The sequence below is a fragment of the Arthrobacter ruber genome, from assembly GCF_002954225.1.
GTDB classification, from domain to species: domain Bacteria; phylum Actinomycetota; class Actinomycetes; order Actinomycetales; family Micrococcaceae; genus Arthrobacter_D; species Arthrobacter_D ruber.
On sequence record NZ_PPTH01000017.1, the window covers coordinates 32659 to 58915 of the forward strand.

The 26257-nt window shown below is 67.8% G+C and carries 21 protein-coding genes; 8 read left to right on the forward strand and 13 right to left on the reverse strand.

All coding sequences use genetic code 11. From position 1 onward, the window contains the following. Nucleotides 1–39 precede the first annotated feature (39 nt). The gene (locus tag CI785_RS11250) at nucleotides 40–600 is read left to right on the forward strand and encodes a TetR/AcrR family transcriptional regulator (protein WP_105032204.1); all 561 of its coding nucleotides are present in this window, start codon (nucleotides 40–42) and stop codon (nucleotides 598–600) included. Between the two features lie 62 nt (nucleotides 601–662). On the opposite strand, the gene CI785_RS11255 is transcribed toward CI785_RS11250, so the two are convergent. Genes CI785_RS11255 through CI785_RS11265 form a run of 3 tightly spaced genes read right to left on the reverse strand, consistent with a single transcriptional unit; the run spans nucleotide 663 to nucleotide 4876 of the window. Beyond that, complete coding sequence (locus tag CI785_RS11255) at nucleotides 663–2102, reverse strand: phytoene desaturase family protein (protein ID WP_105032205.1); 1440 nt, start codon at nucleotides 2100–2102, stop codon at nucleotides 663–665. A gap of 42 nt (nucleotides 2103–2144) precedes the next feature. Next, on the reverse strand, nucleotides 2145–3314 hold the full coding sequence (locus CI785_RS11260) for a lipid II:glycine glycyltransferase FemX (protein ID WP_105032206.1): 1170 nt from the start codon (nucleotides 3312–3314) through the stop codon (nucleotides 2145–2147). Further along, nucleotides 3311–4876, reverse strand: coding sequence for a glycosyltransferase family 87 protein (locus CI785_RS11265; protein ID WP_240615160.1), 1566 nt, complete (start codon nucleotides 4874–4876; stop codon nucleotides 3311–3313). The genes CI785_RS11260 and CI785_RS11265 overlap by 4 nt, the downstream gene beginning before the upstream one ends. Before the next feature lie 189 nt (nucleotides 4877–5065). Between CI785_RS11265 and CI785_RS11270 the strand changes: the two genes are divergently transcribed. After that, entirely contained in the window at nucleotides 5066–6151 is a 1086-nt protein-coding gene (locus tag CI785_RS11270; protein ID WP_105032207.1) for an inositol-3-phosphate synthase, read from the forward strand. 26 nt (nucleotides 6152–6177) lie between these two features. Here CI785_RS11270 and CI785_RS11275 read toward each other — a convergent pair whose 3' ends face one another. After that, nucleotides 6178–6831, reverse strand: a complete 654-nt coding sequence (locus tag CI785_RS11275) for a MerR family transcriptional regulator (RefSeq protein ID WP_105032208.1) — start codon at nucleotides 6829–6831, stop codon at nucleotides 6178–6180. Between the two features lie 89 nt (nucleotides 6832–6920). Here CI785_RS11275 and CI785_RS11280 point away from each other — a divergent pair, with 89 nt between their 5' ends. Continuing rightward, nucleotides 6921–7415, forward strand: coding sequence for a DUF2306 domain-containing protein (locus CI785_RS11280; protein ID WP_105032209.1), 495 nt, complete (start codon nucleotides 6921–6923; stop codon nucleotides 7413–7415). Here CI785_RS11280 and CI785_RS11285 read toward each other — a convergent pair. The 6 genes from CI785_RS11285 to CI785_RS11310 form a co-directional block, all read right to left on the reverse strand. Then, on the reverse strand, nucleotides 7412–9076 hold the full coding sequence (locus tag CI785_RS11285; protein ID WP_105032210.1) for a formate--tetrahydrofolate ligase: 1665 nt from the start codon (nucleotides 9074–9076) through the stop codon (nucleotides 7412–7414). The genes CI785_RS11280 and CI785_RS11285 overlap by 4 nt on opposite strands. A gap of 26 nt (nucleotides 9077–9102) precedes the next feature. Further along, nucleotides 9103–9873: a phosphatase gene (locus tag CI785_RS11290; RefSeq protein ID WP_240615161.1), complete on the reverse strand. Its 771-nt coding sequence runs from the start codon at nucleotides 9871–9873 to the stop codon at nucleotides 9103–9105. 31 nt (nucleotides 9874–9904) lie between these two features. Beyond that, complete coding sequence (gene mshA / locus CI785_RS11295) at nucleotides 9905–11152, reverse strand: D-inositol-3-phosphate glycosyltransferase (protein ID WP_105032212.1); 1248 nt, start codon at nucleotides 11150–11152, stop codon at nucleotides 9905–9907. Nucleotides 11153–11374: 222 nt separating this feature from the next. After that, nucleotides 11375–11626, reverse strand: coding sequence for a hypothetical protein (locus tag CI785_RS11300; protein ID WP_105032213.1), 252 nt, complete (start codon nucleotides 11624–11626; stop codon nucleotides 11375–11377). 499 nt (nucleotides 11627–12125) lie between these two features. After that, on the reverse strand, nucleotides 12126–12776 hold the full coding sequence (locus tag CI785_RS11305) for a histidine phosphatase family protein (RefSeq protein WP_240615162.1): 651 nt from the start codon (nucleotides 12774–12776) through the stop codon (nucleotides 12126–12128). Next, on the reverse strand, nucleotides 12773–14218 hold the full coding sequence (locus CI785_RS11310; protein WP_105032214.1) for a CCA tRNA nucleotidyltransferase: 1446 nt from the start codon (nucleotides 14216–14218) through the stop codon (nucleotides 12773–12775). Before CI785_RS11310 ends, CI785_RS11305 begins: the two co-directional genes overlap by 4 nt. 130 nt (nucleotides 14219–14348) lie before the next feature. On the opposite strand from CI785_RS11310, the gene CI785_RS11315 reads away from it, so the two are divergent. The 5 genes from CI785_RS11315 (at nucleotide 14349) to trxA (ending at nucleotide 19856) form a co-directional block, all read left to right on the forward strand. Further along, nucleotides 14349–14879 carry an NUDIX hydrolase gene (locus tag CI785_RS11315; RefSeq protein ID WP_105032648.1) on the forward strand — a complete coding sequence of 177 codons (531 nt, stop codon included), beginning with the start codon at nucleotides 14349–14351 and terminating at the stop codon, nucleotides 14877–14879. A gap of 58 nt (nucleotides 14880–14937) precedes the next feature. Further along, a complete protein-coding gene (murJ, locus tag CI785_RS11320) occupies nucleotides 14938–16689 on the forward strand; it encodes a murein biosynthesis integral membrane protein MurJ (protein WP_105032215.1) in 1752 nt (583 codons plus the stop codon). Nucleotides 16690–16739: 50 nt separating this feature from the next. After that, nucleotides 16740–18275 (forward strand): hypothetical protein, encoded by a 1536-nt coding sequence (locus tag CI785_RS17360; protein WP_476692379.1) that lies wholly within the window; start codon nucleotides 16740–16742, stop codon nucleotides 18273–18275. Between the two features lie 236 nt (nucleotides 18276–18511). After that, on the forward strand, nucleotides 18512–19504 hold the full coding sequence (gene trxB / locus CI785_RS11330; protein ID WP_420808244.1) for a thioredoxin-disulfide reductase: 993 nt from the start codon (nucleotides 18512–18514) through the stop codon (nucleotides 19502–19504). A gap of 25 nt (nucleotides 19505–19529) precedes the next feature. Beyond that, nucleotides 19530–19856, forward strand: coding sequence for a thioredoxin (gene trxA / locus CI785_RS11335; RefSeq protein ID WP_105032217.1), 327 nt, complete (start codon nucleotides 19530–19532; stop codon nucleotides 19854–19856). Nucleotides 19857–22812: 2956 nt separating this feature from the next. Here trxA and CI785_RS17290 read toward each other — a convergent pair. From CI785_RS17290 to rsmG, 3 genes are all read right to left on the reverse strand, one after another. After that, nucleotides 22813–23931 carry a ParB/RepB/Spo0J family partition protein gene (locus tag CI785_RS17290; protein ID WP_420808245.1) on the reverse strand — a complete coding sequence of 373 codons (1119 nt, stop codon included), beginning with the start codon at nucleotides 23929–23931 and terminating at the stop codon, nucleotides 22813–22815. Nucleotides 23932–24425: 494 nt separating this feature from the next. Next, nucleotides 24426–25313: a ParA family protein gene (locus CI785_RS11345; protein ID WP_105032218.1), complete on the reverse strand. Its 888-nt coding sequence runs from the start codon at nucleotides 25311–25313 to the stop codon at nucleotides 24426–24428. Between the two features lie 302 nt (nucleotides 25314–25615). Beyond that, on the reverse strand, nucleotides 25616–26239 hold the full coding sequence (rsmG, locus tag CI785_RS11350) for a 16S rRNA (guanine(527)-N(7))-methyltransferase RsmG (protein WP_105032650.1): 624 nt from the start codon (nucleotides 26237–26239) through the stop codon (nucleotides 25616–25618). Between the last annotated feature and the right edge of the window lie 18 nt (nucleotides 26240–26257).

Genomic DNA, 26257 nt, shown 5'->3' on the forward strand with positions numbered 1-26257 from the left:
TCAGTCAAACGAACTAGTTCGTTTGGGTATAGTGAAGGGATGCATGCGACGACGGACGTACGGACCCGCATCCTGCTGGCTGCCAGGGTCGAGTTCGCCGCCTTCGGCCTCGCCGGCGCCCGGATCGACCGCATCGCGAAGGCAGCTGCTGCCAGCAAGGAGCGCCTCTACGCGCACTTCGCCGACAAGTCCGCCCTGTTCCAGGCCGTGCTGGACGCGGGTGCTGCCCGGTTCCATGAGGCGGTGGCGCTCGATCCGGCCGATGTGCCGGGGTTCGTGGGGGCCGCCTTCGACCACGCGCACGAGTACCCGGAGATCCTGCGGATGCTGACCTGGGCGCGGCTCGAGGGCATGGAGTACGACCTCCCGGGAGGATCCCACCCGGACCGCAAGCTGGCGGCGCTGCGGGAGGCGCAGGACCACGGGCACGTCGACCCGTCCTGGGCGCCCGAGGAACTCCTCCCTCTTCTGTTCGGGGTCGCCCAGGCCTGGGTGCAGGCTCCGCTGGTGGCCCATGCGAATGCGTCGGGGACGCCCCTGGCCGCCCATCGGGCCTCCGCGGTGGAGGCCGCCCGGCGGATCATCCGGCCGAGGAGCTGACCTCCCGTCCGGATGCCCGAGGGCGCATAGGGACTCCCGACATCATCCGCCGTCGAGGCCGCTCAGAGACCCAGCGGCGGCACCGGCAGCCCGAACTCCCTCTTGAGGGCCAGCCGGGCCGCGTTCAGGCCCGCCATGCCATGGACGCCCGGTCCCGGCGGCGTGGACTGGGAGCAGAGGTAGACGCCCTTGATCGGCGTGGCCCAGGGCTGCAGGGACGGGACGGGCCGCGCGACGATCTGACGCAGGTTCACGGCACCGCTGCTGAAGTCGCCGCCCACGTAGTTGGCGTTGTACACCTCGAGGTCGCTCGCCGTCGTCGTATGGCTGCGCACGACGACGTCCCGGAAGCCGGGCGCGAACCGCTCGATCTGCGCCGTGATCGCCCCGGCCATGTCCTGGGTGGAACCGCGCGGGACATGGCAGTACGTCCACAGCGTGTGCCTGCCCTCGGGGGCCCGGGTCGGATCGAAGGAGGACGGCTGGGACACGAGGACGTACGGATTCTCCGGATGCCTGCCCTGCCTGACCTGCTTCTCGCCGGCGGCGATCTCCTCCCGCGTCCCCCCGAGGTGCGCCGTCCCCGCCCGATGCAGGTCCGGGTGCGTCCACGGCACCGGGCCGGACAGGATGAAGTCCACCTTGCACGCCGCGTTGCCGTAGGTGAAGGCCGACAGCGCGGCGTCGTAGACGGCGGGGAGTCGTCCGCGGGACATCGCCTGGAAGGTCTTCGGGGCGACGTCGAGGAGCACGACGCGCGCGTCCGACACCTCGGCCAGGGTCTCGATCCTGCTGTCCGTCACCACGTCGCCGCCGTGCTCGAGGAGGTCCAGCGCCAGGGCGTCCGCGATCGACTGCGAGCCGCCCACCGGGATGGGCCAACCCACGGTGTGCGCGAGCAGGTTCAGCACCAGGCCTGCGCCGGCGCCGGTGAGGGCGGGCAGCGTCCCCACGGGGTGCGCCATGACGCCGGTGACGAGCGCGCGGGCCTCATCGGTGCTGAAGCGGCGGTTCCAGGTGGGCAGTCCCTGATCGAGGACCGCGAGGCCGAAGCGCAGCGCCGCCTCCGGCCGCGAAGGAATCCGCAGCACGGAGTTGAGTGTGAAGGCCAGGATGCCCTGCTCCCGCTCCGTGAGCGGCTGCAGCAGGCGGCGGTAGGCGTCGCCGTCCACGCCGAGTCCCTCCACCGTCCTCTCCAGGCTGCGGTGGGCGACCCCGGCCCGCCCGCCGTCCAGCGGGTGCGCGAAGGAGACCTCGGGGACGGCGAAGCCGATGCGCCGACTCAGTTCGAAGGCCCGGAAGAACGGTGAGGCGAGGGCCATCGGATGGACGGCGGAGCAGAAGTCGTGGAGGTGCCCCTCCTCCATGAGCTGGATGGACCGCGACCCGCCTCCCAGCGTCGGCGCGGACTCGTGGACCCGGACCGACAGTCCGGCGCGGGCCATGACGACGGCGGCAGCGAGCCCGTTGGGGCCCGCTCCGACAACCACGACATCTGGCATGGATCTCCTCTCCTGCCCGCCGGGGTCCGTCCCCGCCGGGCGCTACGTCTGCTCGGTGGTCGCGGTGGCTGCGGCAGGGGCCGCGGGCGCGGTGACCCCGACGACCCTCCGCCCGGAGCGCCGCACGACCCCGGCGGCGTGCCGCACGAGTCCAGGAGCGCGCCGCCCGACCGCCTGCGCCGTTGCACGCGCCGTCGCCGGAGCCGTCCGGCGGGCGGCGAGCAGTGCGGCGACGACGGCATACCGTGCCGGGTTGAGGGGGATGTCGTAGGTGGTGGGGACCACCACCACGTTCTTCGAGAAGTTCCGCTTGAAGGTGGTGACGTTCGCCAGGCCGGGGTAGTTCTCGCTGACGATGCCCGTGAGTCCGCATGCCGTATTGCCGGCAGCCTTCAGCACCCTGAAAGCCTCCCAGAGCAGCAGGTAGGGCGCGAACGTCGAACGGGCCTCGTGCGTGCTGCCGGCGAAGTAGTAGACGGAGTACCCGCGGTACTCCGTGGTCATGAGCCAGCTCAGCGCCACGCCGTCGCGGTAGGCCACGAGCAGGCGCAGGTGGTCACCCAGGACGGTCAGCAGCGTCTCGTAGTACGCCGAGTCGAAGGACCGGAACCCGTCCCGTTCCGCGGTCTCCTGCATGATCGGGAACAGCTGTTCCGCGAAGACGATCCTCCATTCCTCCCTAGGAATGTGTCTGACCTCGACACCGTTGCGTTGCGCACGCCGGATGCTGTTGCGTGCATTGGGACGGAAGCTCTTGAGCAGATCCGCCTCGGACGGCGTCAGGTCCACCACGATCTCCCGCTCGTACCATCCGTGCTCGATGGGGCCGGTCGCGGGTGGCTGCGGCGTGGCCACCTGCATCCTCACGTAGAGCGGGTCCACGGAGGGGTGGTCCCGGAACTGCCGGCGGACGGTCTCCATGAGCAGGCGTTCGGCCGCCGGAGTGCGCTCGGCGAACCAGACCGGACCATTGACCACCACCACGGATTCCCTGGACCGGCGGGCCACGTGCACATAGCTCGCGGTGGCCACGAGCGATCCGCCCGCATCCCTGTACGCCCAGATGCCCAGCGGCGTGCGCCCGAGCGCCCGCTCGAAGTCGACCCAGGCGGGGGTCTGCTCGATGGGGATCACCACCTCGGGGTGCGCGGCCGCGAGCGCCTCGAACCCGCTCGGGTCGACGGTGGTGTAGGTCAGGGGTGCTGCGCTCACAAATGATCTTCCGCTGGTAGTGGTCCCGGGAGGTGGTCCTGGCGAGGCTGGGCGCCCACGCCGTCCTGCAACCCTATCGGAGCCGGGCGGGCCGCGGCCCTGTCCGGCGGGCCGGCCGGCAGCCGCGCGGCGGACCGCCGGGACGCCCTGTCGGGTGCGCGGTCGGGTGCGCGGTCGAACGGCCCGGCGTGCGGATCATCGATGCCGATCCGCCGCACCACGTCCCGCTCGGGGACGAGGACTTCTGCCACCACGACCACCATGATGTATGCAGTAGCAAGAATATGGGCGATGACTGCGCAGGCATACGTGCCGAGTCCCAGATTGTGCTCGGGCGCTCCGCCGCTGGTCTGGCCGCCCAGATAGAGCCAGACGGCCGCCCAGTGGAGGATCTGGACGAGTTGCCAGACGAACACCACGCGCCAGCGGGGCACGGCGAGCGCGATCAGGGGTACGAGCCAGAGGGCGTACTGCGGTGAGTAGACCTTGTTGCACAGGATGAACGCACCGATGATCAGCAGCGCGAGCTGGGCCAGGCGGGGGCGCCGTGGCGCACGGAGCGCGAGGACCGCGATACCGGCGCAGGCGAGGAGGAAGAGGAGGGCGGCTCCGGCGTTGATCGCCGCGGGTGGCAGCACAGCGCCGCCGGTCTGGCGGGCCAGCGCGTTGTACACGTACCACCCGGAGGAGAACCCGGCCTCGCGCGTCTCGGAGAACGTGAGGAAGTAGCTCCAGCTTCGGAAGTCCCGCAGCATGAAGGGCACGTTCACGGCCAGCCACGCGGCGGCCGCACCGGCGAACGCCGCGACGCACGGCCGATACCGTCCCGTCCGCAGCGCCAGGACCAGCACGGCGCCGAGCAGCAGGACCGGGTACAGCTTCACTGCCGCGCCGAGTCCCCACAGGACGCCCGCCAGGACCGGATGGTTGCGTGCGAAGGCGAGCATCCCGGCCGTCGCGAGCAGCACGGCCCACAGGTCCCAGTTGATGGTCCCGGACAGGATGATGACCGGCGCGGTGGCCACGATGGCGGCGTCCCACGGGCGTCGGGCGGCGAGACGGAGCGTCGCCAGCACGGTCAGGATCCAGACGGCGCTGAGGAGCACCGCGTTCACATCGAAGTAGAGCAGCGACTTCGACCCGGGGTCGGCGCCACCGGCAGCGAGATCCACGAGGAACGCCATACCGGAGGCGAGAAGGCCGAGGAGGACGGGGTACTCGAACAGTGCGCCGGGAGTGATGAACGGACGGACGCCTTCGCCGAGGCCCCGGCTCTGGAAGAGTTCGGTCCAGTCCGAATAGCACGCCCGGTAGAAGTAGTCGGGTGAGGCCCACCCCGCGGTACGGCACGGGTTCTTGGCGATCACGGCGAGGACGGCCGACGCAACGGTGAGCAGGACGAGCACGCGCTCCACGGTGAACCAGAGAGGTGCCACGCGCCCCGGATCCGCGTGCCTGCCCAGCGGCCCGCCGGTCCCCTCCACCAGTGGCCGCAGCGCGGCATCGGCCCGGCTCGGGATACCGATGCGGTACGGTCCGCGCGCTCCCGTACCCGGCCTCATTCCCCGAGCGTAATGGTCCGGTGCCCCTGCTGGGGGCCATTCCGGAGCGCCCGGCGCGGCATTGCGCCGGGTCCCGGGAATGGGCACGGAGAAAAAGGGGTTGATAACGGAACGTAGACTGGCAATTCCTGCCGACCGCGCCGGGGCGACGACGGCCGGGGCATATTCATCGGGCTTTCGAGGAGAACTGTGGGACAGAACCCCATTCGCGTGGCAATCATTGGAGTCGGCAACTGTGCCGCGTCCCTGGTGCAGGGTGTGCACTACTACCGGGATGCTGACGCATCGGGGACCATTCCCGGCCTCATGCACGTCGAGTTCGGGAAGTACCACGTGGGGGACGTCCAGTTCGTGGCGGCGTTCGACGTCGACGGCAAGAAGGTGGGCCACGACCTCGCCGAGGCCATCGGGGCCAGCGAGAACAACACGATCAAGATCGCCGACGTCCCGCCCACCGGCGTGATCGTCCAGCGCGGCCACACCCTGGACGGCCTGGGCAAGTACTACCGCGAGACCATCGTGGAGTCGGACGAGGAGCCCGTGGACATCGTCGCGCAGCTCAAGGACTCCAGGGCCGACGTCCTCGTGTGCTACCTCCCGGTCGGGTCAGAGCACGCGGCGAAGTACTACGCGCAGTGCGCGATCGATGCCGGCGTCGCGTTCGTGAACGCCCTGCCGGTGTTCATCGCCGGCACCAAGGAGTGGGCTGACAAGTTCACCGAGGCCGGTGTGCCCATCGTGGGCGACGACATCAAGAGCCAGATCGGTGCGACCATCACCCACCGCGTGATGGCGAAGCTGTTCGAGGACCGCGGCGTCACCCTCGACCGCACCTACCAGCTCAACGTCGGCGGCAACATGGACTTCAAGAACATGCTCGAACGCGACCGCCTGGAGTCGAAGAAGATCTCCAAGACCCAGGCCGTGACCTCCAACGTCAAGGCCGAGCTGCGCGCCGACGACGTGCACATCGGACCCTCGGACTACGTGGCCTGGCTCGACGACCGCAAGTGGGCGTTCGTCCGCCTCGAGGGCCGCAACTTCGGCGACGCCCCCGTCTCGCTGGAGTACAAGCTCGAGGTCTGGGACTCCCCGAACTCCGCCGGCGTCATCATCGACGCGATCCGGGCCGCGAAGATCGCCCTGGACCGCGGTATCGGCGGCCCGATCCTCTCGGCGTCGAGCTACTTCATGAAGTCCCCGCCGGAACAGTACGCGGACGACGTCGCCCACGAGAAGGTCGAAGCCTTCATCCGCGGCGAGATCGACCGCTAGGACGACCGGTGCCGGGCCGGGACGCGCTACGGCCGTCCCGGCCCCGTCGCGTCCGGGGCTGTCCCGGTACCGTAGCGCCTGATGGACTGGCTGGCCTGGGCGAGCGCGACGATCTTCAGGATCAGCTGGTTGTGCAGGTGCATGCCGATAGCCGCCGTGAGGATGAAGTCCTCCACGGTGTCCCGCAGGTCCGTTGCGGCGAGCTGGGCGGCGGCGATCGCGTCCGCCGCGCGGCCGTAGGCCTCCAGGACGTCGGCGCCCACCCCGACGCCGGCGGCGTCCATGACCGCGAGGTGCCGGTTCACCGCGGAGCGTGCCTCGCTGCCCTCGTCCGGCCACGCCAGAGCCTGCACCAGCGCATCGCCAGCGGGCGAGGCTGCATCGGCATCGCCGTCGAGCCGGAGGACCACCGACTGCACCGTGGCGAGAAGGGCCAGCCTCCGGGAACGGGAGGTCTCGACGCCCGCCGAGGCCTCGACGATGCGACGGACGTCCTCCAGGCCCAGTCCCACGGTGGACCGCAACCCGTGGATCAGGCGCAGCCTGCGTACATGCCCATCCCCGTAGTCGGCCCTCGTCGGATTGATCGCGACGCCGGGCTGCAGGAGCCCTGTGCGCAGGTAGAACTTGATGCTCGCGGGGCTGGTACCCGACTCCTCGCTCAGTTGCGCCAGTCGCACCGGCCTCTCCTCCCTCTTGCCGCCGGATAGGTGACCCGGCCCGTACTATCCGGATACCCATCATAAGATAGTCGAACTATCCTATTGGCATGGACTGGAACTCGCTCCTCGCGACCCATGTGGTCGCCGCTCTGTACGCGCTCCTGGTGGGTCCGATCAACATCCTGCGGCGCCGGCGCGACCGGGCCCACCACCTCCTCGGCTACACCTGGGCGGCGTCCATGTACTACGTCTGCGGCAGCAGCTTCTGGATCGTGACCGACGGCCACTACAGCTGGCTCCACGGACTGTCCCTGCTCACCATCGTCACGGTCAGCCTCGGAGTCATAGCAGCGGTGCGACGCGACATCCGCGCCCATGCCATGAACATGGCGGGCAGCTACCTGGGACTGCTCATCGCCTTCCTCTTCGCGGCGACGGTCCCCTCCCGGTCCATCCCGAGGCTGCTCGCCGACGATCCGGGCACGGCGTGGCTCACCGCGGCCCTCGTGGCCGCCGGCGTCACGGCCCTCTACCTCACGGTCCGGCCGCGACGCCGCCCCGTCGGGTCCCGCGAGCTGGGCGCGGGGGTGGGTGCGCCCTAGGTCAGCCCGACGGCGTTGCCCTCGCCGTCGACGTCCATCCGGAGTGCGGCCGGCTCCTTGGGCAGCCCCGGCATGGTCATCACGGACCCCGTGAGGGCCACGATGAAGCCGGCCCCGGTCATGGGGATGAGGTCCCGGACGTGCACGGTGAAACCCTTGGGGGCGCCGAGCAGGCTCGCGTCGTCGGAGAAGGAATACTGCGTCTTCGCCATGCACACGGGCAGGTCCGCCCACCCGTTCGCTTCGATCTCCTGCAGCCGCTTCAGCGCCGGCACGGAGAAGTCGACGCCGTCGGCCCCGTAGATCTCCTGCACGATGGTCCGGATCTTGTCCTCGACGCGGAGACCCAGAGGGTAGAGGTGCGTGAAGTCGACGGGCCGCTCGAGGGCTGCGAGGACCTTCGCGGCGAGGTCGTCGCCGCCGGGACCGCCGCCTCCCTGACCCCAGACATCGGCGACGGCTGCGTCGACGCCCTCGTCCGCGCACCATGCCATCAGCCAGTCGAGCTCCTCCGGTGTGTCGGTGCCGAACCGGTTGATCGCGACGACGGGCGAGATGCCGAACTTCTCGATGTTGCGCACATGGCGCAGCAGGTTGGGGGTGCCGTCGCGGAGCGCGTCCAGATCGGCTCGCGCCAGGTCGGTCTTCGCGACGCCTCCGTGCATCTTGAGGGCACGGATGGTCGCGACGACGACGACGGCGTCCGGTGCCACGTCCGCGGTACGTGCCTTGATGTCCATGAACTTCTCCGCTCCGAGGTCGGCGCCGAAGCCCGCCTCGGTCACCACGATGTCCGCGAGGCGCCGGGCCGTCTGCGTGGCGATGACGGAGTTGCAGCCGTGGGCGATGTTCGCGAAGGGGCCGCCATGGACGAGGGCCGGCGTCCCGGCGATGGTCTGCACGAGGTTCGGTTTGAGGGCGTCCCTGAGCAGAAGGGCCAGGGCCCCCTCGACCTGCAGGTCGCGGACGGTCAGCGGCCTGCGGTCGAAGGTGTAACCGAACGTGATGTCGCCGAGCCGCTGCTTGAGGTCCCCGAGGTCCGTGGCCAGGCAGAAGACCGCCATGATCTCGGATGCCACGGTGATGTCGAAGCCGTCCTGACGGGGTGTTCCCTGGGCCGGACCCCCGAGGCCGATCACCACCTCGCGCAGCGCCCTGTCATTGACGTCCAGGACCCGTTTGAAGGTGATCCGGCGCGGGTCGATCCCGAGTTCGTTGCCCTGGTGGATGTGGTTGTCGATCAGGGCGGCGAGGGCGTTGTTCGCCGAGGTGATGGCGTGGAAGTCACCGGTGAAGTGCAGGTTGATCTCGTCCATGGGCAGCACCTGAGAGTAGCCACCACCGGTCGCGCCACCCTTCATGCCCAGGACCGGACCGAGCGACGGCTCCCGGAGGGCGATCATCACGCGCTTCCCGGCACGGGCGAGAGAGTCCGCGAGCCCGACGGTGCAGGTGGACTTCCCCTCGCCGGCGGGTGTGGGACTCATGGCGGTGACCAGGACCACCCGACCCGGAGTGGTGCCGGACGGCAGGAGTCCGGGGTCGATCTTCGCCTTGAAGCGGCCGTGGAACTCGAGAGAATCCCGGGGGATCCCTGCAGCAGCGGCTATGTCCTCGATGGGTCTGACCGCGGCGGCGCGGGCAATCTCAAGATCGCTCATGCGGCCAACCTATCAGCGGACACCGGTCAGGCCGCCGGCAGTCCGGCACGTTCGAGGACGTAGGCGATGAGCGGGGCGTACAGTCCGGGGGTCACGTTGTCGTCGAGGGGGACGGCCACCTCCACCTGGCCCTGCGCCTCGGAGACGAACAGTCCGGGATCATTGCAGTCGGCGAACCCGAGCGTGGGGATACCCGAACTGGCGGCCTGTCCGGCCCACCCGTGATCAGCCACCACGAGGTCCGGCATCGCCGCACCGTTCGCGGTGAGGGTCTCGAGGCTCAGGCGCATGGGTTCGGGGAAGTGGGTGTGCATCAGCCCGCCGTGCTGGTGCCAGACGAGGACACCGAACACCTGCCGGATGTCCCCTGCCCCGAAGTGCCGTCCCTCGGGGACCTGCACCACGACGGCGCCCGCAGCGGCGACCGCGCGGGCGAGCGCTGCGTGGACGGGCAGCAGGCCCGCGGGGTGCCCGGTGGCGAAGAGGATGCGCTCACCCCGGCGCGCCGAGGCTCCGAGGCGGTCGGCGAGACGGTCGAGGGCGGCGACGCACTTCATCGCGTCGATGGTGTCCTGCCCCTCGGTGTGGCTCCGGTCGGGGCTCGTGCCCACGCGCTCGTGCATGAGGTCGAAGACGTCGTCGAACGACCATTCCCGCGTCAGTTCCACACCGAACCCCAGGTGCTCGTTGCCCTCGAGGAACAGGCGCATGTGCTTCAGGTTGTCCTGCCGGGTCGTGGCGACCTCGCCGGTGATCTTCACGGAATCGAGGTACTCGGCAAGCTCGGCGGTATTCACCCTTCCATCGTAGGGGCGACGGCAGGGGCCCTCAGCGCGTGGCGGCGGTGGGAAAGCGGTCGACGGCGGTGCGGTACGTCTGTGCGGTGAGCAGGGCCGTGCGCTGCCAGCCGAAGGCGAGCGCATGGGTCGCCGCCCCCCGTCCGAGCGCCGCCCGGAGGTGCACGTCGTCGTACAGCCGTTCGAGGGCGTCCGCCCAGGAGCCCGCGGAGTGGCCGTCCACGAGGAGTCCGCTGCGTCCATCACTGATGGCCTGCGGGAGGCCGCCGACGTTCGCCGCGACCACGGGAGTGCCGCAGGCCTGCGCCTCGAGTGCCACCAGCCCGAAGGACTCGCTGAAGGACGGCATGACCACGGCGTCGGCGGCCCTGAACCACTGCGCCAGGTGAGCCGCCGTGACCGGCGGGTAGAGCCGGACGGCGCCGGTGAGGCCCGCCCGGTCGATGGCGGGCTGGAGTGCGAGCGCCTCGGATCCGCTGCCCGAGCCGAGGATGCTCACGGCGAGCGGGATGTCCGGCCTACGACGGCGCAGCTCGGCGGCCGCCGCAACGAGGACCTGGGGACCCTTGAGCTTCTGGATCCTGCCGGCGAACAGCACGTGGAACTGGTCCTCGGGGAACGCGAGGGCGGCGCGGGCGGCGGCGCGGTCACCGGGGTGGAAGGTCGACAGATCCACGCCGGGCGCCACGACGTCGATCCGGTCCGGTGACGCGCCGTACAGCGAGACCAGCTCGGAGGCCTCGGTGGTGGTGTTGGCGATCAGGCGTGCCGCCCCGGCGACGATGCCCAGTTCGCCCGCGACCCTGTCCGCGGGCTCCGGCGAGGTCATGGCCCTCATGTGCCGATTCTTGACCTTCGCCATGGTGTGCATCGAGTGGACGAGCGGGAGGTTCATCTCACGGCTGAGGGTGAGACCCACGGTGCCCGACACCCAGTAGTGGGAGTGCAGTACGTCGAAGTGACCGTCGGCCAGGAGGTCGGCGACGTCGGTGATCGCGTCGGCCAGCGTCTCCGTGAGATCGGGCAGGGTCTCCTTCGGGATGCGCCGACGCGGCCCGGCCTCGAGGTGGTGGACCAGCACGCCGTCGGCGAGGGCTTCCCGGCGGGGCCGGCCCTCTCCCGCGTCCCGGGTGAAGATCTCGACGTCGATCCCCACTCCCGCCAGTTCGAGCGCCGTACTCCTGACGTAGACGTTCATCCCACCGGCGTCGCCCGCCCCGGGCTGGTCGAAGGGCGAGGTGTGCAGGGACAGCATGGCTACGCGCCTGACGCCGGACACATCCTCTCCTCTCCGACCGGTTGGGACAGGGCCGGTCGGGCCCTTCTGACCCTATAACGCGGCGTCCTCGCACTGCATTCCGGGGATGCCCGCGACAACGGAGCATCCGGGCGCCTCGGCGGACGGTGCTTTACAGGGAGAAGCCCGCGCCGGAAGCGCGGGCTTCTCCGGTGGGTACTCCGGGGGACGCCGAAGGGGGGCGTGCCTCCGGTGCAGTGCCGTTCACTTGATGTACAGGGTGTGGTTGGGCAGCAGGTAGCGCTGGCAGGCGTCACGGGAACCGTGCGACGGGGCAGCCAGGATCCGTCCCCACAGCTCGAGGCCGTTCCGCCATCTCCTCAGCATGATCTGCACCTCCTTCCTGGTGTGGAACGCGGGCATGGGTGCCGGCAGGACTCCCGGCAGGTCCCGCAGGTCCCGCAGGTCCTGTAAAGGGGTGATGCCGTGCGGGAGGGGAGTCAGTGACCCGCCCATGATGAATTCGCCATGCGCGGGAATAGCAGGATCGGGCGTCGTGGCGGTCGATACAGGTTCATCCGTGAATTGGGCATGATGAAGCCGTGAATTGGGCATGATAAAACTTTCTACGCGTGGAACGGCAGGAATGAGCCAGAAATGGCAGGAGGAGAAAGCCGCCGATAAAGGTGGACGAAAGGAAGCCGCGCACGGATGCGAGGTGACACGGGGTGAACCGGCAGCTGCCGGTGCGCAGACTTCCTAGTGCGTACGGAGGACGAAGGCGGGATCGGTGCTGCGGGCAAAGGCTCCGCTGAGCATGGTATTCACGATCTCCACCTCCATTTCGTCGATAACGCGGTCGGACGGCCCGGACGTTCCCCCGATGTTCGGGTTGGGAACGCCCAATGGCACATGAGTTAAGCTACCCCACCGAATAGGCGCGAGGATAGCCCTGGGCCCGAATTAATTGGTCGAGTTCTTTCGGGTGTGAATTCGGTTCCGTGTCGGACGCCGGTCAGAGGTTCCAGTGCACGATCGCGGGCGTCCGCTTGTCCCAGCCGAGCGCGCAGACCGCGGCCGTACCGAGAACCAGGTGGCGGCCCTCGATCGCGCCCAACTGCAGCCAGCGGGCGGCGACGATCCGCAGGAAGTGACCATGAGCGACGAGCAGGGCATTCTCCACCGGCGTCGCTGCGGGGTCGCGGTCCGCGGGTGTGCCGCAGCCTGCCTGTACGCGGGCGATGACGCGGTCCGCCCGCTCCGAGACCTGATCGAGCGTCTCCCCGTTGGGGACGCCGTCGTTCCAGATGAGGTACCCCGGGTTCTCCTCGCGGACCGTTGCGCTGTGCAGGCCCTCGTTGTCGCCGTAGTCCCACTCGTGCGCGAACGGCAGGACCTCGGCGTCGGGGAAGCCGGCGAGCTCGGCGGTGCGGACCGCACGCTGCAGGGGCGAGGTCACCACGAGGTCGAAGTCCACGCCCTTGAGATGGTGGCGGGCGGCGAGCGCCTGGTCCTCCCCGTGCTGCGTGAGCGGGAGGTCCGTGAGGCCCGTGTAGCGGCCGTCCCTGGACCACTCGGTCTCCCCGTGCCGCAGGAGCCAGAGCTTCGGGAGCGGCGTACCGGTGGGCGTGAGGTCCGGTGCTGCGGCGCCGGTCATGGGCGTCATGGTGTGCTCTCCTGGGATTCGGGCTGGTCGCTCCACCATCGGCGGAGCGCGGTCTCGGCCTCTGCCGGGCCCTGGGGCCCGTGCTCCATGCGTTCCTCGAGGAGGAACCGGTAAGCACGCCCCACCACCGGACCGGGGCGGATGCCGAGGAGCGCCATGATCTGTTCACCGTCGAGGTCCGGGCGGATCGAGTCCAGCTCCTCCTGCTCGGCGAGCGCCGCGATCCTCTCCTCGAGGTCGTCGTAGGCGAAGGCGAGGCGCTCGGCCTTGCGGCGGTTGCGGGTGGTGACGTCGGAACGGGTGAGGCGGTGGAGCCGCTCGAGGAGGGGGCCGGCGTCGTTCACGTACCGCCGCACCGCGGAGTCGCTCCAGCCGGCCTCGCCGTAGCCGTAGAACCGCATGTGCAGTTCCACGAGACGGGCGACGGCCTTGATGGTGTCGTTGTCGAACCGCAGCGCCCGCAGGCGCTTGGCGGTGAGCTTGGCGCCCACGGCGTCGTGGTGGCGGAAGCTCACGGCACCGCCCGGCTCGAACTTCCGTGTGGCGGGCTTGCCGATGTCGTGCAGGAGCGCGGCGAGGCGCAGGACGACGTCGGGTGCCGGCACAGCGCCGTCGTCGCCGGTCTCGAGGGCGCAGGCCTGACGCAGGACGGTCAGCGAGTGCTGGTAGACGTCCTTGTGACGGTGGTGCTCGTCCGTCTCCAGTCGCAGCGCCGACACCTCGGGCAGCACGTGCTCGGCGAGGCCGGTCTCCACCATCAGGTCGATCCCGGCGTCGGGCGCCCTGCCCTCGATGAGCTTGACCAGCTCGTCGCGTACGCGCTCGGCGGAGATGATCGAGATCCGCTCGGCCATGGATTCCATGGCCTCCGCGACCTCGGGTGCAACCGTCACGCCCAGCTGGGACGTGAACCGCGCGGCACGCATCATGCGGAGCGGGTCGTCGGAGAACGACGACGACGGCGTGCCGGGCGTCCGCAGGACTCCGGCGTGGAGGTCGCGCACACCGCCGAAGAGGTCGACGAGTTCGAGGGAGGGCAGCCGCAGCGCCATGGCGTTGATGGTGAAATCCCGGCGGAGGAGGTCGTCGTCGAGGCTCGTGCCGAAGGCGACCACCGGGTTCCTGGACGCCGGGTCATAGGCCTCGGCACGGTAGGTGGTGATCTCGATCTGGTGGCCGCCCTTGCGGAGGCCGATCGTGCCGAACGCCCGGCCGATCTCCCAGTGGGCGTCGGCCCAGCGCCCGATGACCGCGAGGGTCTGATCCGGATCGGCGTCGGTGGTGAAGTCGAGATCCGGTGACACCCTGCCGAGGAACAGATCCCGTACCGGCCCGCCGACGAGCGAGAGTTCGTGCCCTGCAGCGCCGAAGAGTTCCCCGACCTCGAGGACCACGGGAGGAAGGGGTGCGGTGAGTGTCGAAGTGTCCAGCAGGTGCGCCATAGTCCCTTAAGGGTGCCAGATCGGTCACGGTTTCCCACACCTCGGACAGCCCATGCGGATGCTGTACGAACGGGCGTGCGACGCGTCGCACCGTCATCGACTCCTCTTAAAGATCGTTAGAGTGGTCTGCATGGACCGACCCGTTCCAAGTGCTCCCAAGCGCACCCCGTTGACCGTGTCAATGGGAACCACGGGTATGCCTGCCGTGCAGCACCAGCTGCCCACGGTGGAGGAGGTGTCCGCCGGCGGGATCGTCGTGGACACCACGAAGGAGTCCCTCGACGTCGCCATCATCGCCCGCCTGAACCGTGGTGGACGGCTGGAATGGTGCCTGCCGAAGGGCCACCCGGAAGGCATGGAGAACAGCGAGGAGGCGGCCGTCCGCGAGATCGCCGAGGAGACCGGCATCGAGGGCAGGATCGTCTCGGCGCTGGGCAGCATCGACTACTGGTTCACGGTCAGCGGCCACCGTGTGCACAAGACCGTCCACCACTTCCTGCTGATCGCGACCGGCGGTTACCTCACCATCGAGAACGACCCGGACCATGAGGCCGTCGACGTCGCGTGGGTCCCCCTGCATGAACTCGGCCGGCGGCTCTCCTTCCCCAACGAGCGCCGGATCGCCGATCTCGCCCGTGAGGTCCTGCCCGAGCACCTCTGAGCAGTGCGCACGTCCCGGACACCGTCGTCGCCTCCCAGAAATGAGACGATGGAGAACGATGTCCGACACCAATACAGCCTCGACCCCCCTGCAGGATGCCGGACAGCCGGTCCGTGATGATCCCCCGACTCCGAGCAGCGGATCCACCGCACGCTCGAGCGCCATCATGGCCGCTGGGACGCTCGTCTCGCGGGTCCTCGGCCTGGTCCGGGTGGCGTTGCTCGCCACCGCGATCGGCGCCGCGGGTCAGGTGTCCGACCTCTTCACCTCGGCGAACAACCTGCCGAACTTCATCTACCTGATGCTCGCGGGGGGCGTGTTCAACGCCGTCCTGGTGCCACAGATCATCCGCGCGAGCCGGCAGCCCGACCGCGGGTCGGACTACGTCAGCAGGCTCCTCACGCTCGCGGCCGCCGCGCTGCTCGTCCTCACCGTGCTCGTGACGCTCGCGGCACCGGTCATCGTCAGCGTGACGACGAGTTTCACGGGACCCAACCTCGCCCTCACCACGGCCTTCGCGTACTGGTGCCTGCCGCAGATCTTCTTCTACGGCATGTACGCGGTGATCGGTCAGGTCCTCAATGCCAACGGCTCGTTCGGCCCGTACATGTGGGCGCCGGTCGTCAACAACATCGTGTCGATCGCCTTCCTGGTGGTCTTCATCGCCGTGGTGGGGACGGAGCAGGTGGAACGGCACAGTCCCGGGACCTGGACGTCGGGGCAGACCCTGCTGCTCGCCGGCGGGACGACGCTCGGCATCATCATCCAGGCGCTCGTGCTGTTCGTCCCGCTCAAGCGCCTGAACCTGGGCCTGCGGCCGAGATTCGGTGTCCGCGGGACAGGGCTCGGACGGACCGGGAAGCTCGCGTCCGTCACGATCGTGACCATGCTCATCGGCAACGGGCTCTACCTCGTGAACCTGCGGGTCGCCACGATGGCCTCCGATGCCCGGCCACGGTTCCTCGCGCAGGATCCCCCCGTGCAGATCGCGGGCTCGACGAACCTCGAGTTCGGCGCCATGGTGTACCAGCTGCCGCACGCGGTGATCGCGCTGTCCCTCGCCACCGTCATGTTCAACCAGCTCTCCGCCGCCCACGCCGACGGCGACCTGCCCACTGTGCGCTCCACCCTGTCCCAGGGGCTGCGCATCATCGGGGTTGCTACCGTCTTCGGTGCGGCGGCCCTGCTCACGTTCGCCGGGCCCCTCGGCATGCTGTTCAGCGAATCCGCCGAGAGCGCCGCCCTGAACGGTGTGATCATCGCGATCCTCGCCGTAGGAGCACCGTTCCTCAGCGCGAACTTCTTCCTGAACAGGGTGTTCTACGCGAGCGAGGACGTGAGGACACCGCTCAAGATCCAGATCGTCCTGTCCGTCGTGGGCGTCGTGTTCGCCCTCGCCGCCGGCATGTTCGACCCCCGGTTCATCGTGCCGTTGCTCGCTGTCGCCTACTCCCTCGGCAACGTGATCGCCGTCGTCGTCAGCCACCTGTTCCTGACCAGGTCCATCGGCCACTACGGTGCGGGGCACGTCTTCGACGTCCACGTGCGGCTCACGATCGCGGGGATCGTGGCCGCCGTCGTCGGGACCGCGCTGTGCTGGGCGTTCGGAGGTTACGATGCCGCAGGTTTCCTCTGGCAGTCGAAGCTCAATGCCGCAGTGGTGCTCGTGGTCGGCGGACTCGTGATGTCGGTGGTCTACCTGGGGATGCTGAAACTGCTCAGGATCACCGAACTGAGCGAGTTCGTAGGGCCGCTTCTCGCGCGGTTCCGGCGGAGCGGCGCTCGCCCGTCCAGCCCGGGAAACGTGTGACCGACCGGTAGCATGGAGAGAAATCAGCCAGGGTCCGCCGGGAGGAACTCGTGCCAGAAGCAGTAGACGTGGGTTCAGTGCTGGGTGGTCGCTACAAGGTGACCGCCTACGTGCTGGCCTCTGCTGAGAAGGACCTCGTGCTCGACGGCATGGACCAGGTGCTCAACCGGCCTGTCAGCATCCTCGTCGCGTCGGCCGGCAACGCCTCCCAGGTCGCCACGAGCGCCCGGGAACTGGCCACCGGCGACAGGATGGGCAGCATCCAGGTCCTCGATCTCGGCATCACCGAAACAGGTACCTACCTGGTCACCAATCGCGCCCCCGCGGCGGACATGCTCGACCTCATCGTGCAGCAGGACGCACCGGTCGAGCACAAGCCGTACGTGGAGCCGTTCTTCACGGACACCCTCGGGTCCGAGATCTTCGGCCGCCCGCGGTCCACGGAGCCGGAGACCTACGACTACGAGGACCAGTACGAGGACGACGAGGACACCCGGCACCAGCGGAAGTTCCGACTCTCCGGCCTACCCTGGCGACGGGGCCGGCAGGAACCGGAGGACGAGCAGCAGGACGAGACCTCCGATCTCCCTCCCGTCGCAGCGGATCCCGTCCCTGAGCACAGGCCCACGGCGCACCTCGTCCCGCCGCCCCCCAGCCGCCGACCGGTCGGTGCGTCCCCTGCCGCCTACCGCGAGGATCCGGAGGAGCAGACCGGCGAGTCGCGTCCCGTCCGTGCGCCGGTGACGGCGGGCGTCGCCGGCGGCGCTGCAGCTGCAGCGGCCGTGGCCGTACAGCCTGAGCGGGCCGCCTCGCGCTTCCCCCTGTTCGACCGCGACGAGGATCGGGATGCCCACGACGACTCGGATGGCGTCGACGGCGGTTCGGACGGGGTCGACGACGACAACGACGGCGGTGGGCGCAAGTTCACGCGCGTCCTCGTCGGCGTGGTGCTCAGTATCGTCCTGGTGATCGCCGTCGTGCTCGCTGCGACGACACTCGGATCGCTCGTCGGCGGCCAGGACCCTGTTGCCGACGGTACGCAGCAGACCCCCGGTGCTGCTGCGAGCGAGGACCCCACCACGGCGCCCGCCACACCGACGGCCGAGCCGGTGGTCGAGGCCGTTCCTCCCGTCATCACCGGCATCACACGACTCGTCCCGGACAATCCCGGGCTCGACGCGGGCAATGACCGCACCCTGCCGCTGATCATCGACGGCAATCCCACGACGTACTGGGGAAATCAGGTCTACGCGAGCGACACCTTCGGCGGCCTGGCGACGAGCATGGCGCTGGTGGTGGAACTCGAGGAGGAGTCGACCGTCTCGCAGGTGTCCATCGACCAGCTCAACGGCGCCGGTGGTACCTTCACGGTCTCGCTGAACGATGCACCCACGCTCGACGGTGCCCGTCAGATCACGCGGAGCGGCTTCACCTCGCCGACGGTGAACCTTCCCGTCCCGGCCGGTGCGGAGGGCCCTGAAAAGGCCCGATTCGTGATCATCAATTTCACCCAGCTGCCGCGGCTCTCCAATATCCAGGCACAGTTCCCCTTCGGTGTCCGGATCGCTGAGGTCCGGGTCACCTGACCGGACGGTGATTCCCCGACCAGCGGTCCTCCCGACCGCGCCGTCGGGCGTGCTCGGACGGTCCAGTCGGCGGAATATCCATGCATGTGGTTCCGTTGAGGAGAGTGTCCGCGGATATGCCCGATGCGGCCGTATCAGCGCATGAGAAGACAGAAAGGTCTTTACCCATCGTGACAACGCAAACCGACGTCCAGCTCGACACGCCCACTGCCGACGGCTCCGGCGGCGACCCGAAGATCCACGACGTGATCATCGTTGGATCCGGCCCCTCCGGCTACACCGCTGCGGTGTACACCGCACGCGCGAATCTCAAGCCGATCATGCTCGCGAGCTCGGTCAAGGCCGGTGGCGAACTCATGAACACCACCGACGTGGAAAACTTCCCCGGCTTCGCCGACGGCGTCATGGGTCCCGATCTGATGGAGCAGTTCGAGAAGCAGGCGCGCCGCTTCGGGACCGAGATCCTCTTCGAGGATGTCGTCTCGGCCGAACTCTCCGGCGGGGTCAAGAAGCTCACCATCGCCACGGGCGAGGAGTTCCTCGCCCGTGCCGTCATCATCTCCACGGGCTCCGAATACCGCGAGATCGGCCTCGAGGACGAGAAGCGGTTGTCCGGCCATGGCGTGAGCTGGTGTGCCACGTGCGACGGATTCTTCTTCCGCGACCAGGACATCGCCGTCGTCGGTGGTGGCGACTCCGCCATGGAGGAGGCCCTCTTCCTGACGAAGTTCGCCCGTTCCGTGACCGTGATCCACCGCCGCGACACGCTGCGTGCCTCCAAGATCATGCAGGACCGCGCCTTCGCCCACGAGAAGATCCGCTTCCTGTGGAACTCGGAGGTAGTGGGCATCCATGGGGCGGACAAGGTCACCGGGGTGAAGGTGGCCAGCACAGTGGACGGTTCCACGACCGATCTCGACGTGACGGGTATCTTCGTCGCAATTGGCAACGATCCTCGCGTCGACCTCGTCAAGGATCAGCTCGAGCTCACGAGCGAAGGAACCATCGCGGTGCAGGGTCGGACCTCCAAGACCTCTCTCGCGGGCGTGTTCGCGGCGGGTGACGTGATCGACCCGACGTATCGCCAGGCCATCACGGCTTCCGGCAGTGGCTGCGTCGCTGCCCTCGACGTCGAGCACTACCTCGCCGACACGGTCAGCCTTTCCCAGACGGCTGCACGGGTCCCGACCCCGCCGGCCGAAGCAGTATCCGAATCAGCTTCCCTCTGATCGTTCAACCACAAGGAGAACCGCAATGAGCAACGCAAAGGATGTGACTGACGCGTCATTCGACGCCGACGTCCTGAAGTCAACCAAGCCCGTCATCGTCGATTTCTGGGCCGAGTGGTGCGGGCCCTGCCGCATGCTGTCACCCATCCTCGACGACATCGCCGCCGAGCACGCGGAGAAGGTCGACGTCGTGAAGGTGAACGTCGACGACAACCCCGCCATCGCCGCCAAGTACGGGATCACCTCCATTCCCGCCGTCTACGTCTTCCAGGGCGGGGAGGTCGCGGCGACCTCGATCGGTGCCAAGCCGAAGCAGGTGCTCGAGCAGGAGTTCGCAGCGTTCATCAACTGATCCGTGGTTGATAGAAGGGCCCGCCGGTTCCCGGCGGGCCCTTCTTTTTGCCCGGTGATGCCGGCCCTCGCATCGACGGGTGTGTCCATCGACCCGTCCCGCGCATCCTCCGATCCCCATCGCTCGTGCGTCCACCGCCCGTCCGGGGGCTCGACCCGGTCCGGCCATCCGGAGCGGACACCGCTCCCGGTCGCTCCCGGGCGTGGACACAGGTTTCACGTGAAACGGCGCCCGGAGGGGTCTCTCTTCGGATTCGTCGGTGAATGACGTCGTAGGGAGATGCACCTGTGGAGCCCACACCGGAGAGCCCTAATCGACGCGCGGCGCGTCATTCCGTCGAGAGGACCGGCAGCGCACAAGCAGGGCTCCCGATACCGTGCGCTCAAGCGAATAGAACGGATGATCCGGCGACCTCCGCCCCTCCATCAACGGCGGCCCATCCCGGCCGACTCCTGCAGTGCGGACACCGGATGGTATCCGACGGGTCGGCCCACCGATCAAACCAGATCGGCCATGACCGACGCGGAAGGATGACGTGGCTGGGGTCAGCTGAGCGGCTAGTGATAGCCGCGGCGACGAGCCATCCGGTCGTAGCGCTTGGACATAACGTGATCGGAGGGATAACAACCTCCCACAGCGGACTGTGGACGGGCTGCTGATGCTACAACGTCTCGAGTAGCTTAGGAATTCTTCGAGGCCCATTTCTGCCCGGACCATATGTAGTACTGCCCAGGTCCATGACTCGAAGGAACTGGTCCTACTCTCTTCCGCCGAATTGTTCCCGTCGGTCGGGATGACGGTCGACGTCCTGCGGAACCTCGGCACTGCCCCGACCAGTGAGGTCTACACGTCCAGGCCAGTCGGGCGAGTACCCGGTCGACATGAGGTTCCACGTGAAACACGACGAGTCGGAGCTAAAGCCGTCCCAGTAGGTGCGCGGGGTGCAGCGCGGGAAGGTTCCCCTAGGAAGTGACCCATGAAAAACGGCGGGACCACGGGCGACACGCTGACACGGGTAGCAGTGCCCTGAGGTCGGGTGGCGAGGAGGGCGGAGGGGTGGGTACCCGCCCCGTGGCTGCGCCGGTGTGAGCAGAGCACCATGACCCGAGTGGGCAGGGTCAGGCGAGCTGCGCTGCTCCTGCCCGAACCTGCAGTTCCGGATGCGCGTCGTACACGCTTCACGGGCCTCCGCTCAAGAGGAGTTCATGACCAGTCGCCCTGCCGCCTTTGCGCCTTGCCATGCTGGTCGACAACCAGGGGGGCTGCGGTAGCTCGTACGCCCTGAGCCTTGCTCCCGTCCTATCGGTCGTAGAAGCTCGCCGTGTCTGCGCAAGGGACGGCGAATCGGATGACACCTTTCAGCGAATGCCGATCACCGATGCCACGGACGAGCTCATCGATATGCCCGACCGCGGAGGGTCGAAGCTCCTTCCTTCGCCGGTTCCTGGCGCTGCGAGTGGAGAACGAAAACCGTCGGGGCGTGCCGCCGGCGGATCGCAGGCTCCCCATCGTAAGTTGCTAGTGCGGTTTCACGTGAAACACACTCCGCGCTCGTTCTTGCACTGACGTCGTAGCCCGCAGGGTGATGCTCCCCATACAGTTTCACGTGAAACCGCCCGTAACTATAGCAGCGTCGCTTCCTCCTCTCGCCCGCACTGAGGTTGCCCTGATGTTCAGACCAGCGCCTGCGAGTGCCCTGGAGTAGCTGCAGCCAGTCCTCTCACGATGTTTTCGTCCAACACCGATGGCTCGGGGCGACCAGGACTCGACGGGCCCAAATAGTCCGTTGACGGCGCAGCGGACCGCCCGTCTTAGCGCGCCTCTATATAACCCGCGCAGCTACATTGACGATTCTTCGCTGCGAACTCAGGGAGGCGCCTCTGCTGGAGCGAGGCGGTCAGGCGTGATCGACGGTCGGTAGGCGCTGGCATCGCGCGAACGCAGCATTCGATCGTGTCAACAGCAGAATCGGCCGTACCCAGACACGGTAGGAGCCGCGTGCTGGACCCCGTCCATCACCCCCGCTGCGCTGGATCGGTGTCCGGGGGCCGGCGACCAGTGACCAGTAGCCAGTAACCAGTAACCAGTAACCGGGACAATCTCGCACGTTTCACGTGAAACCACGGGACATCAGGTCACCTGGACCGTCAGGCCAAAGGGGTGCGGGCGGAGTACGGGCGGCGCGGCGCAAGCTATGTCCCTCATCCCCTGTCCGCCTGTCCACTACCGACTCAGGGTCGAAGGGAGCAGCGCGAGAGAATAATATCCAAGCGACCTCACGGGCCGGGTGATCAAGTGGAACGGTACTAGGGCCGGCCGCGGCCGCGCTATGCACGATTCAGCCCCGACTTCGGCATGCAAAACGATGGCTATAGCTGGCATGAAGATGGGATCACCACCCACGCGGTGAGAATCTCGTACAGAACCGCTGGTGCTCTCCAGTATCGCCTGCTCGCTACGGCCCTCCACGTGCGCTGCCGTGCCCGGTCATGCTGCACGAAACACTTACTGATCCATCAGCGCGAATGTTGCGACTATTGCAGCTGTAGCTTCATCGCTCATGGAGACCAGCAGCCCACGGCTCCCTCTGGTCGTCGACCGAAGGAGCGTTCGACCTGGTGAACCGCGCTTCGGGGTGTTTCACGTGAAACGAGGCCGGCGCCGTTCGAGCTATCCGTACACAAGGACACGCGAGACAGCGCGTTGTAAACAAACTGTCCTTCCTCCGGTCGTACGGAGCACTTCCAGCGTTGAACGATGGCAGCACTTCACTTCCAACGCCATCGATCCCTAGCGGAAGACCCACGAGCGCCTTCGGCTACAGCAACCGACTGAAGCGCCAGCGTCGGAGCCGAGAGGCCGCTTGGCCGACCAGACGTACCAACGACGACCACCAGAAAAGCGAGAGGGCCCTGTTTCACGTGAAACAAGGCCCTCTCGCTTTTCAGCTGGCACATCAGTCCGCGGCCGGCGACAGCACCCCGATGATGCGGTTGAGGTCGTCAACGCTGGCAAACTCGATGCTCACACGGCCCTTCTTGGCCCCCAGTGTGATCTTCACATTGGTGTCGAGGCGATCCGACAGGGAAGTCGCCAGGTAATCGAGTCGCTCATGGCGAGCTCCATCCCGGGGGGTGGAAGGCTTACTCGCCCTCCGCAGTCCGCCACTCAGGGCTACTATCTCCTCGGTCGACCGAACAGACAACCCCTCAGCTACGATGCGCTGAGCCAGCTTCTCCATATCGGCAGCATCCGCGAGGCCGAGCAGCGCCCGAGCATGCCCTGCGGAGAGCACGCCGGCCGCAACCCGACGCTGTACCAGCGGAGGGAGCTTCATCAATCTCAGCGTGTTCGAGATCTGCGGGCGCGACCTGCCGAGGCGCCCCGCCAGCTCGTCATGTGAGCATCCGAAGTCGTCCAATAGCTGCTGATAGGCAGCCGCTTCTTCAAGAGGATTCAGTGCACTTCGATGGAGGTTCTCGAGGAGAGCATCCCGCAGCAGATCGTCGTCGAGCGTGGAGCGGATAATGGCGGGGATTATCGCCAGACCCGCCTCCCGCGACGCACGCCAACGGCGTTCACCCATGACCAGCTCATAGCCCGTCTCGCCGTTCTCCTGTGAGGGACGGACGACCACCGGCTGCAACACGCCGATCTCGCGGATGGAGTGCACCAATTCCGCGAGTTCGTCCTCGTTGAACTCGACGCGGGGCTGCTTCCGGTTCGGGTGAATACTGTCGAGGGGGAGCTCGGCGAACGTCGCCCCGGGCACCTGCAGCAGACCATCCCGGCTCTTCGCCCCAGAGGTCGTCGGGGCCGCCTCGTCGGTCGTCGGTGTCTCACGTGATCCTGACTCCGTCGCGCTGGGCAGATCGGACCGGTCATCCTTCGACTCCGCAGGCGAATTAATCGCCGTTCTCGCAGACCCGGCTTCCGACCGAGGCGTGCTCCCGACATCCTGCCTCTCCGCGTCGGCACCTGCTGTCTCGGTAGCAGAGGCCTGCGCGTCCGCGGCGGACACGACCGACGGCGCGGGCACAACCTTCGCGGACCCGTCGGTGACCGACTTCTTCAACGCCTCCTGCTGCTCCGAACGAGCGCCGGCACCTTCCTCCGCACTGCCCTCGTGAGCGGGCTGCTCGGACGACGCGGCGCGTCCCTTCGTGCCGCTACCGGCCGCAGTGGTCTTCCGCGCGGACGACTTCGCTACCCTTTTCGTTTGTGCTTCCAAGACATTCTTGTTGATGCCGCTGCGGAGCGCAGAGGAATAGGAGCGGGGCTGTTCGGCCACGTCCTCCTCGGTGACCCGCTCGAAGAACAGATCGACGGGACGGCCGCCCTGCTTCTTCGAGGACTCCGTTGCACTGGTATGAGACGATTCCTCTTGCTGCGGAGCAACCTCGACCGGAGCCTCCTCAGGAACCTCTTCCGGGGCGCTGGGGATGAGGGCACCGAGCCCTCGACCCAGTCCCCGCCGCTTTTCCGCCATGTCATTCCTTCCGATCGATGGAGCAGGACTCCACCACTACTCCGAGTTGGACCCGTCGAACGGACGAGCCCGAGGTCCTGCTACGAGCGCGAGGCTATCTCCGATGCCGCTTCCTGGTAGGAGAGGGCGCCGCTCGAGGATGGGTCGTAGGTCATGACGGTCTGCTGGTAGCTCGGCGCCTCGGAGATGCGGACGGACCGGGGTACAACGGCCTTCAGAACCTGCTCTGGGAAGTGCTCGCGCACCTCGGCGGCTACCTGCGCGGCAAGGTTCGTCCGTCCGTCGTACATCGTCAGCAGGATCGTCGACACCGTGAGGTCGGCATTGAGGTGCTTCTGGATCATCTCGATGTTCTTCAGCAGCTGGCTCAGTCCCTCGAGGGCGTAGTACTCGCACTGGATGGGGATCAGAACTTCCTTTGCCGCGACGAACGCGTTGACGGTCAGGAGTCCCAGGCTCGGAGGGCAGTCGATGAAGACGAAGTCCAGACGCGGCTCGCCCTTCTCCTGACGCTCCTTGGCATACACGTCGATCGCGCGGCGGAGACGCTGCTCGCGGGCCACCAGGGACACGAGCTCGATCTCGGCGCCCGCGAGGTGGATCGTGGCGGGGGCACAGATGAGGTTCGGCACGTCCGGGCACTTGGCGACGACGTCACCCAGCGGCACGTCATCGATCAATACGTCGTAGATCGAGTCCACGTCCGCATGATGGTCGATGTTGAGGGCGGTCGACGCGTTGCCCTGCGGGTCGATGTCGATGACCAGGACCTGCAGGCCGGCTGAGGCGAGGGCGGCCGCGATGTTGACCGTCGTCGTCGTCTTGCCGACCCCGCCCTTCTGGTTGCTGATGGTCATGATGCGTGTGCTCTGTGGCTTGGGGAGAGCCTTGCCCAGCAGCTTCTCCCGTCGCTTGGCCTCACTGGCCAGTTCGCGACCGAGCGGCGAGGACTCGTCCATGGCCTCCATGACGTTCCTGCCCTTGCTCTGTTTCCTCGGCGCCGGCGCGTCGATGGCGTCCGAGGCAGACGCGGAGGTTTCACGTGGAACCACGCCGGTATTTGCCGGGTCTGCAAACACATCGGGTTGTATTTCCCGAAGACCGAGAGCAGGCGCGGTTGCAGCCACCGAGAAGGGCTCGGACTTCAGGGTAGGGGCGTCCTTGATGGTCACTCAGTAACTCACTCTCACATGCCAGACGTCGTTATCTACAAGGGTAGCCGCTCACCGCCACCTCATGAGGCGCAGCGCGGCCACGGGAGTGCCACGGATCAAGCGGTCCTGACGGGGATGCGGACGACCGTGGTCGGCTCCGGAAGGACTCCACTACCGACGGTGACGATCTCCGCGGTTCCGCCGCCCAGTTTCCGGATCATCTTGCGCGCCTTCTCGATCTCCTCGGACGCACTCCGGCCCTTGATCGCGAGGACCTCCCCACCCGGCTTGGCCAGGGGGATGGTCCAACCTGCGAGCGTGGACAGTGCGGATACGGCGCGCGCGGTGACGTAGTCACCGGCGATCTGTCCGACCATCTGCTCCGCTCGGGCGCGATGTACCGCCACGTTGGTGAGCCCGAGGTCGTCGACCACCTCGTTCAGCCATGTCACCCGACGCTCGAGGGGTTCCACGAGGTGCAGCGACAGGTCCGGGCGCGCGATGGCGATCGCCAGTCCCGGGAGTCCCGCCCCGCTCCCGACGTCCACCGTGGACGCACCCTGTTCCATGAGGTCGGCCACGACCGCGCAGTTCAGGACATGCCGGCCCCACAGACGGGGTACCTCCCGGGGGCCCAGCAGGCCGCGCTCGATCCCGGAGGACGCGAGGTGTGCGACGAACCCGCGGGCCGTGTCCAACCGTGCGCCGAAGACCGCTTCAGCTGCTACCGACTCCTCCATCGAGGGCTCGGGGAACAC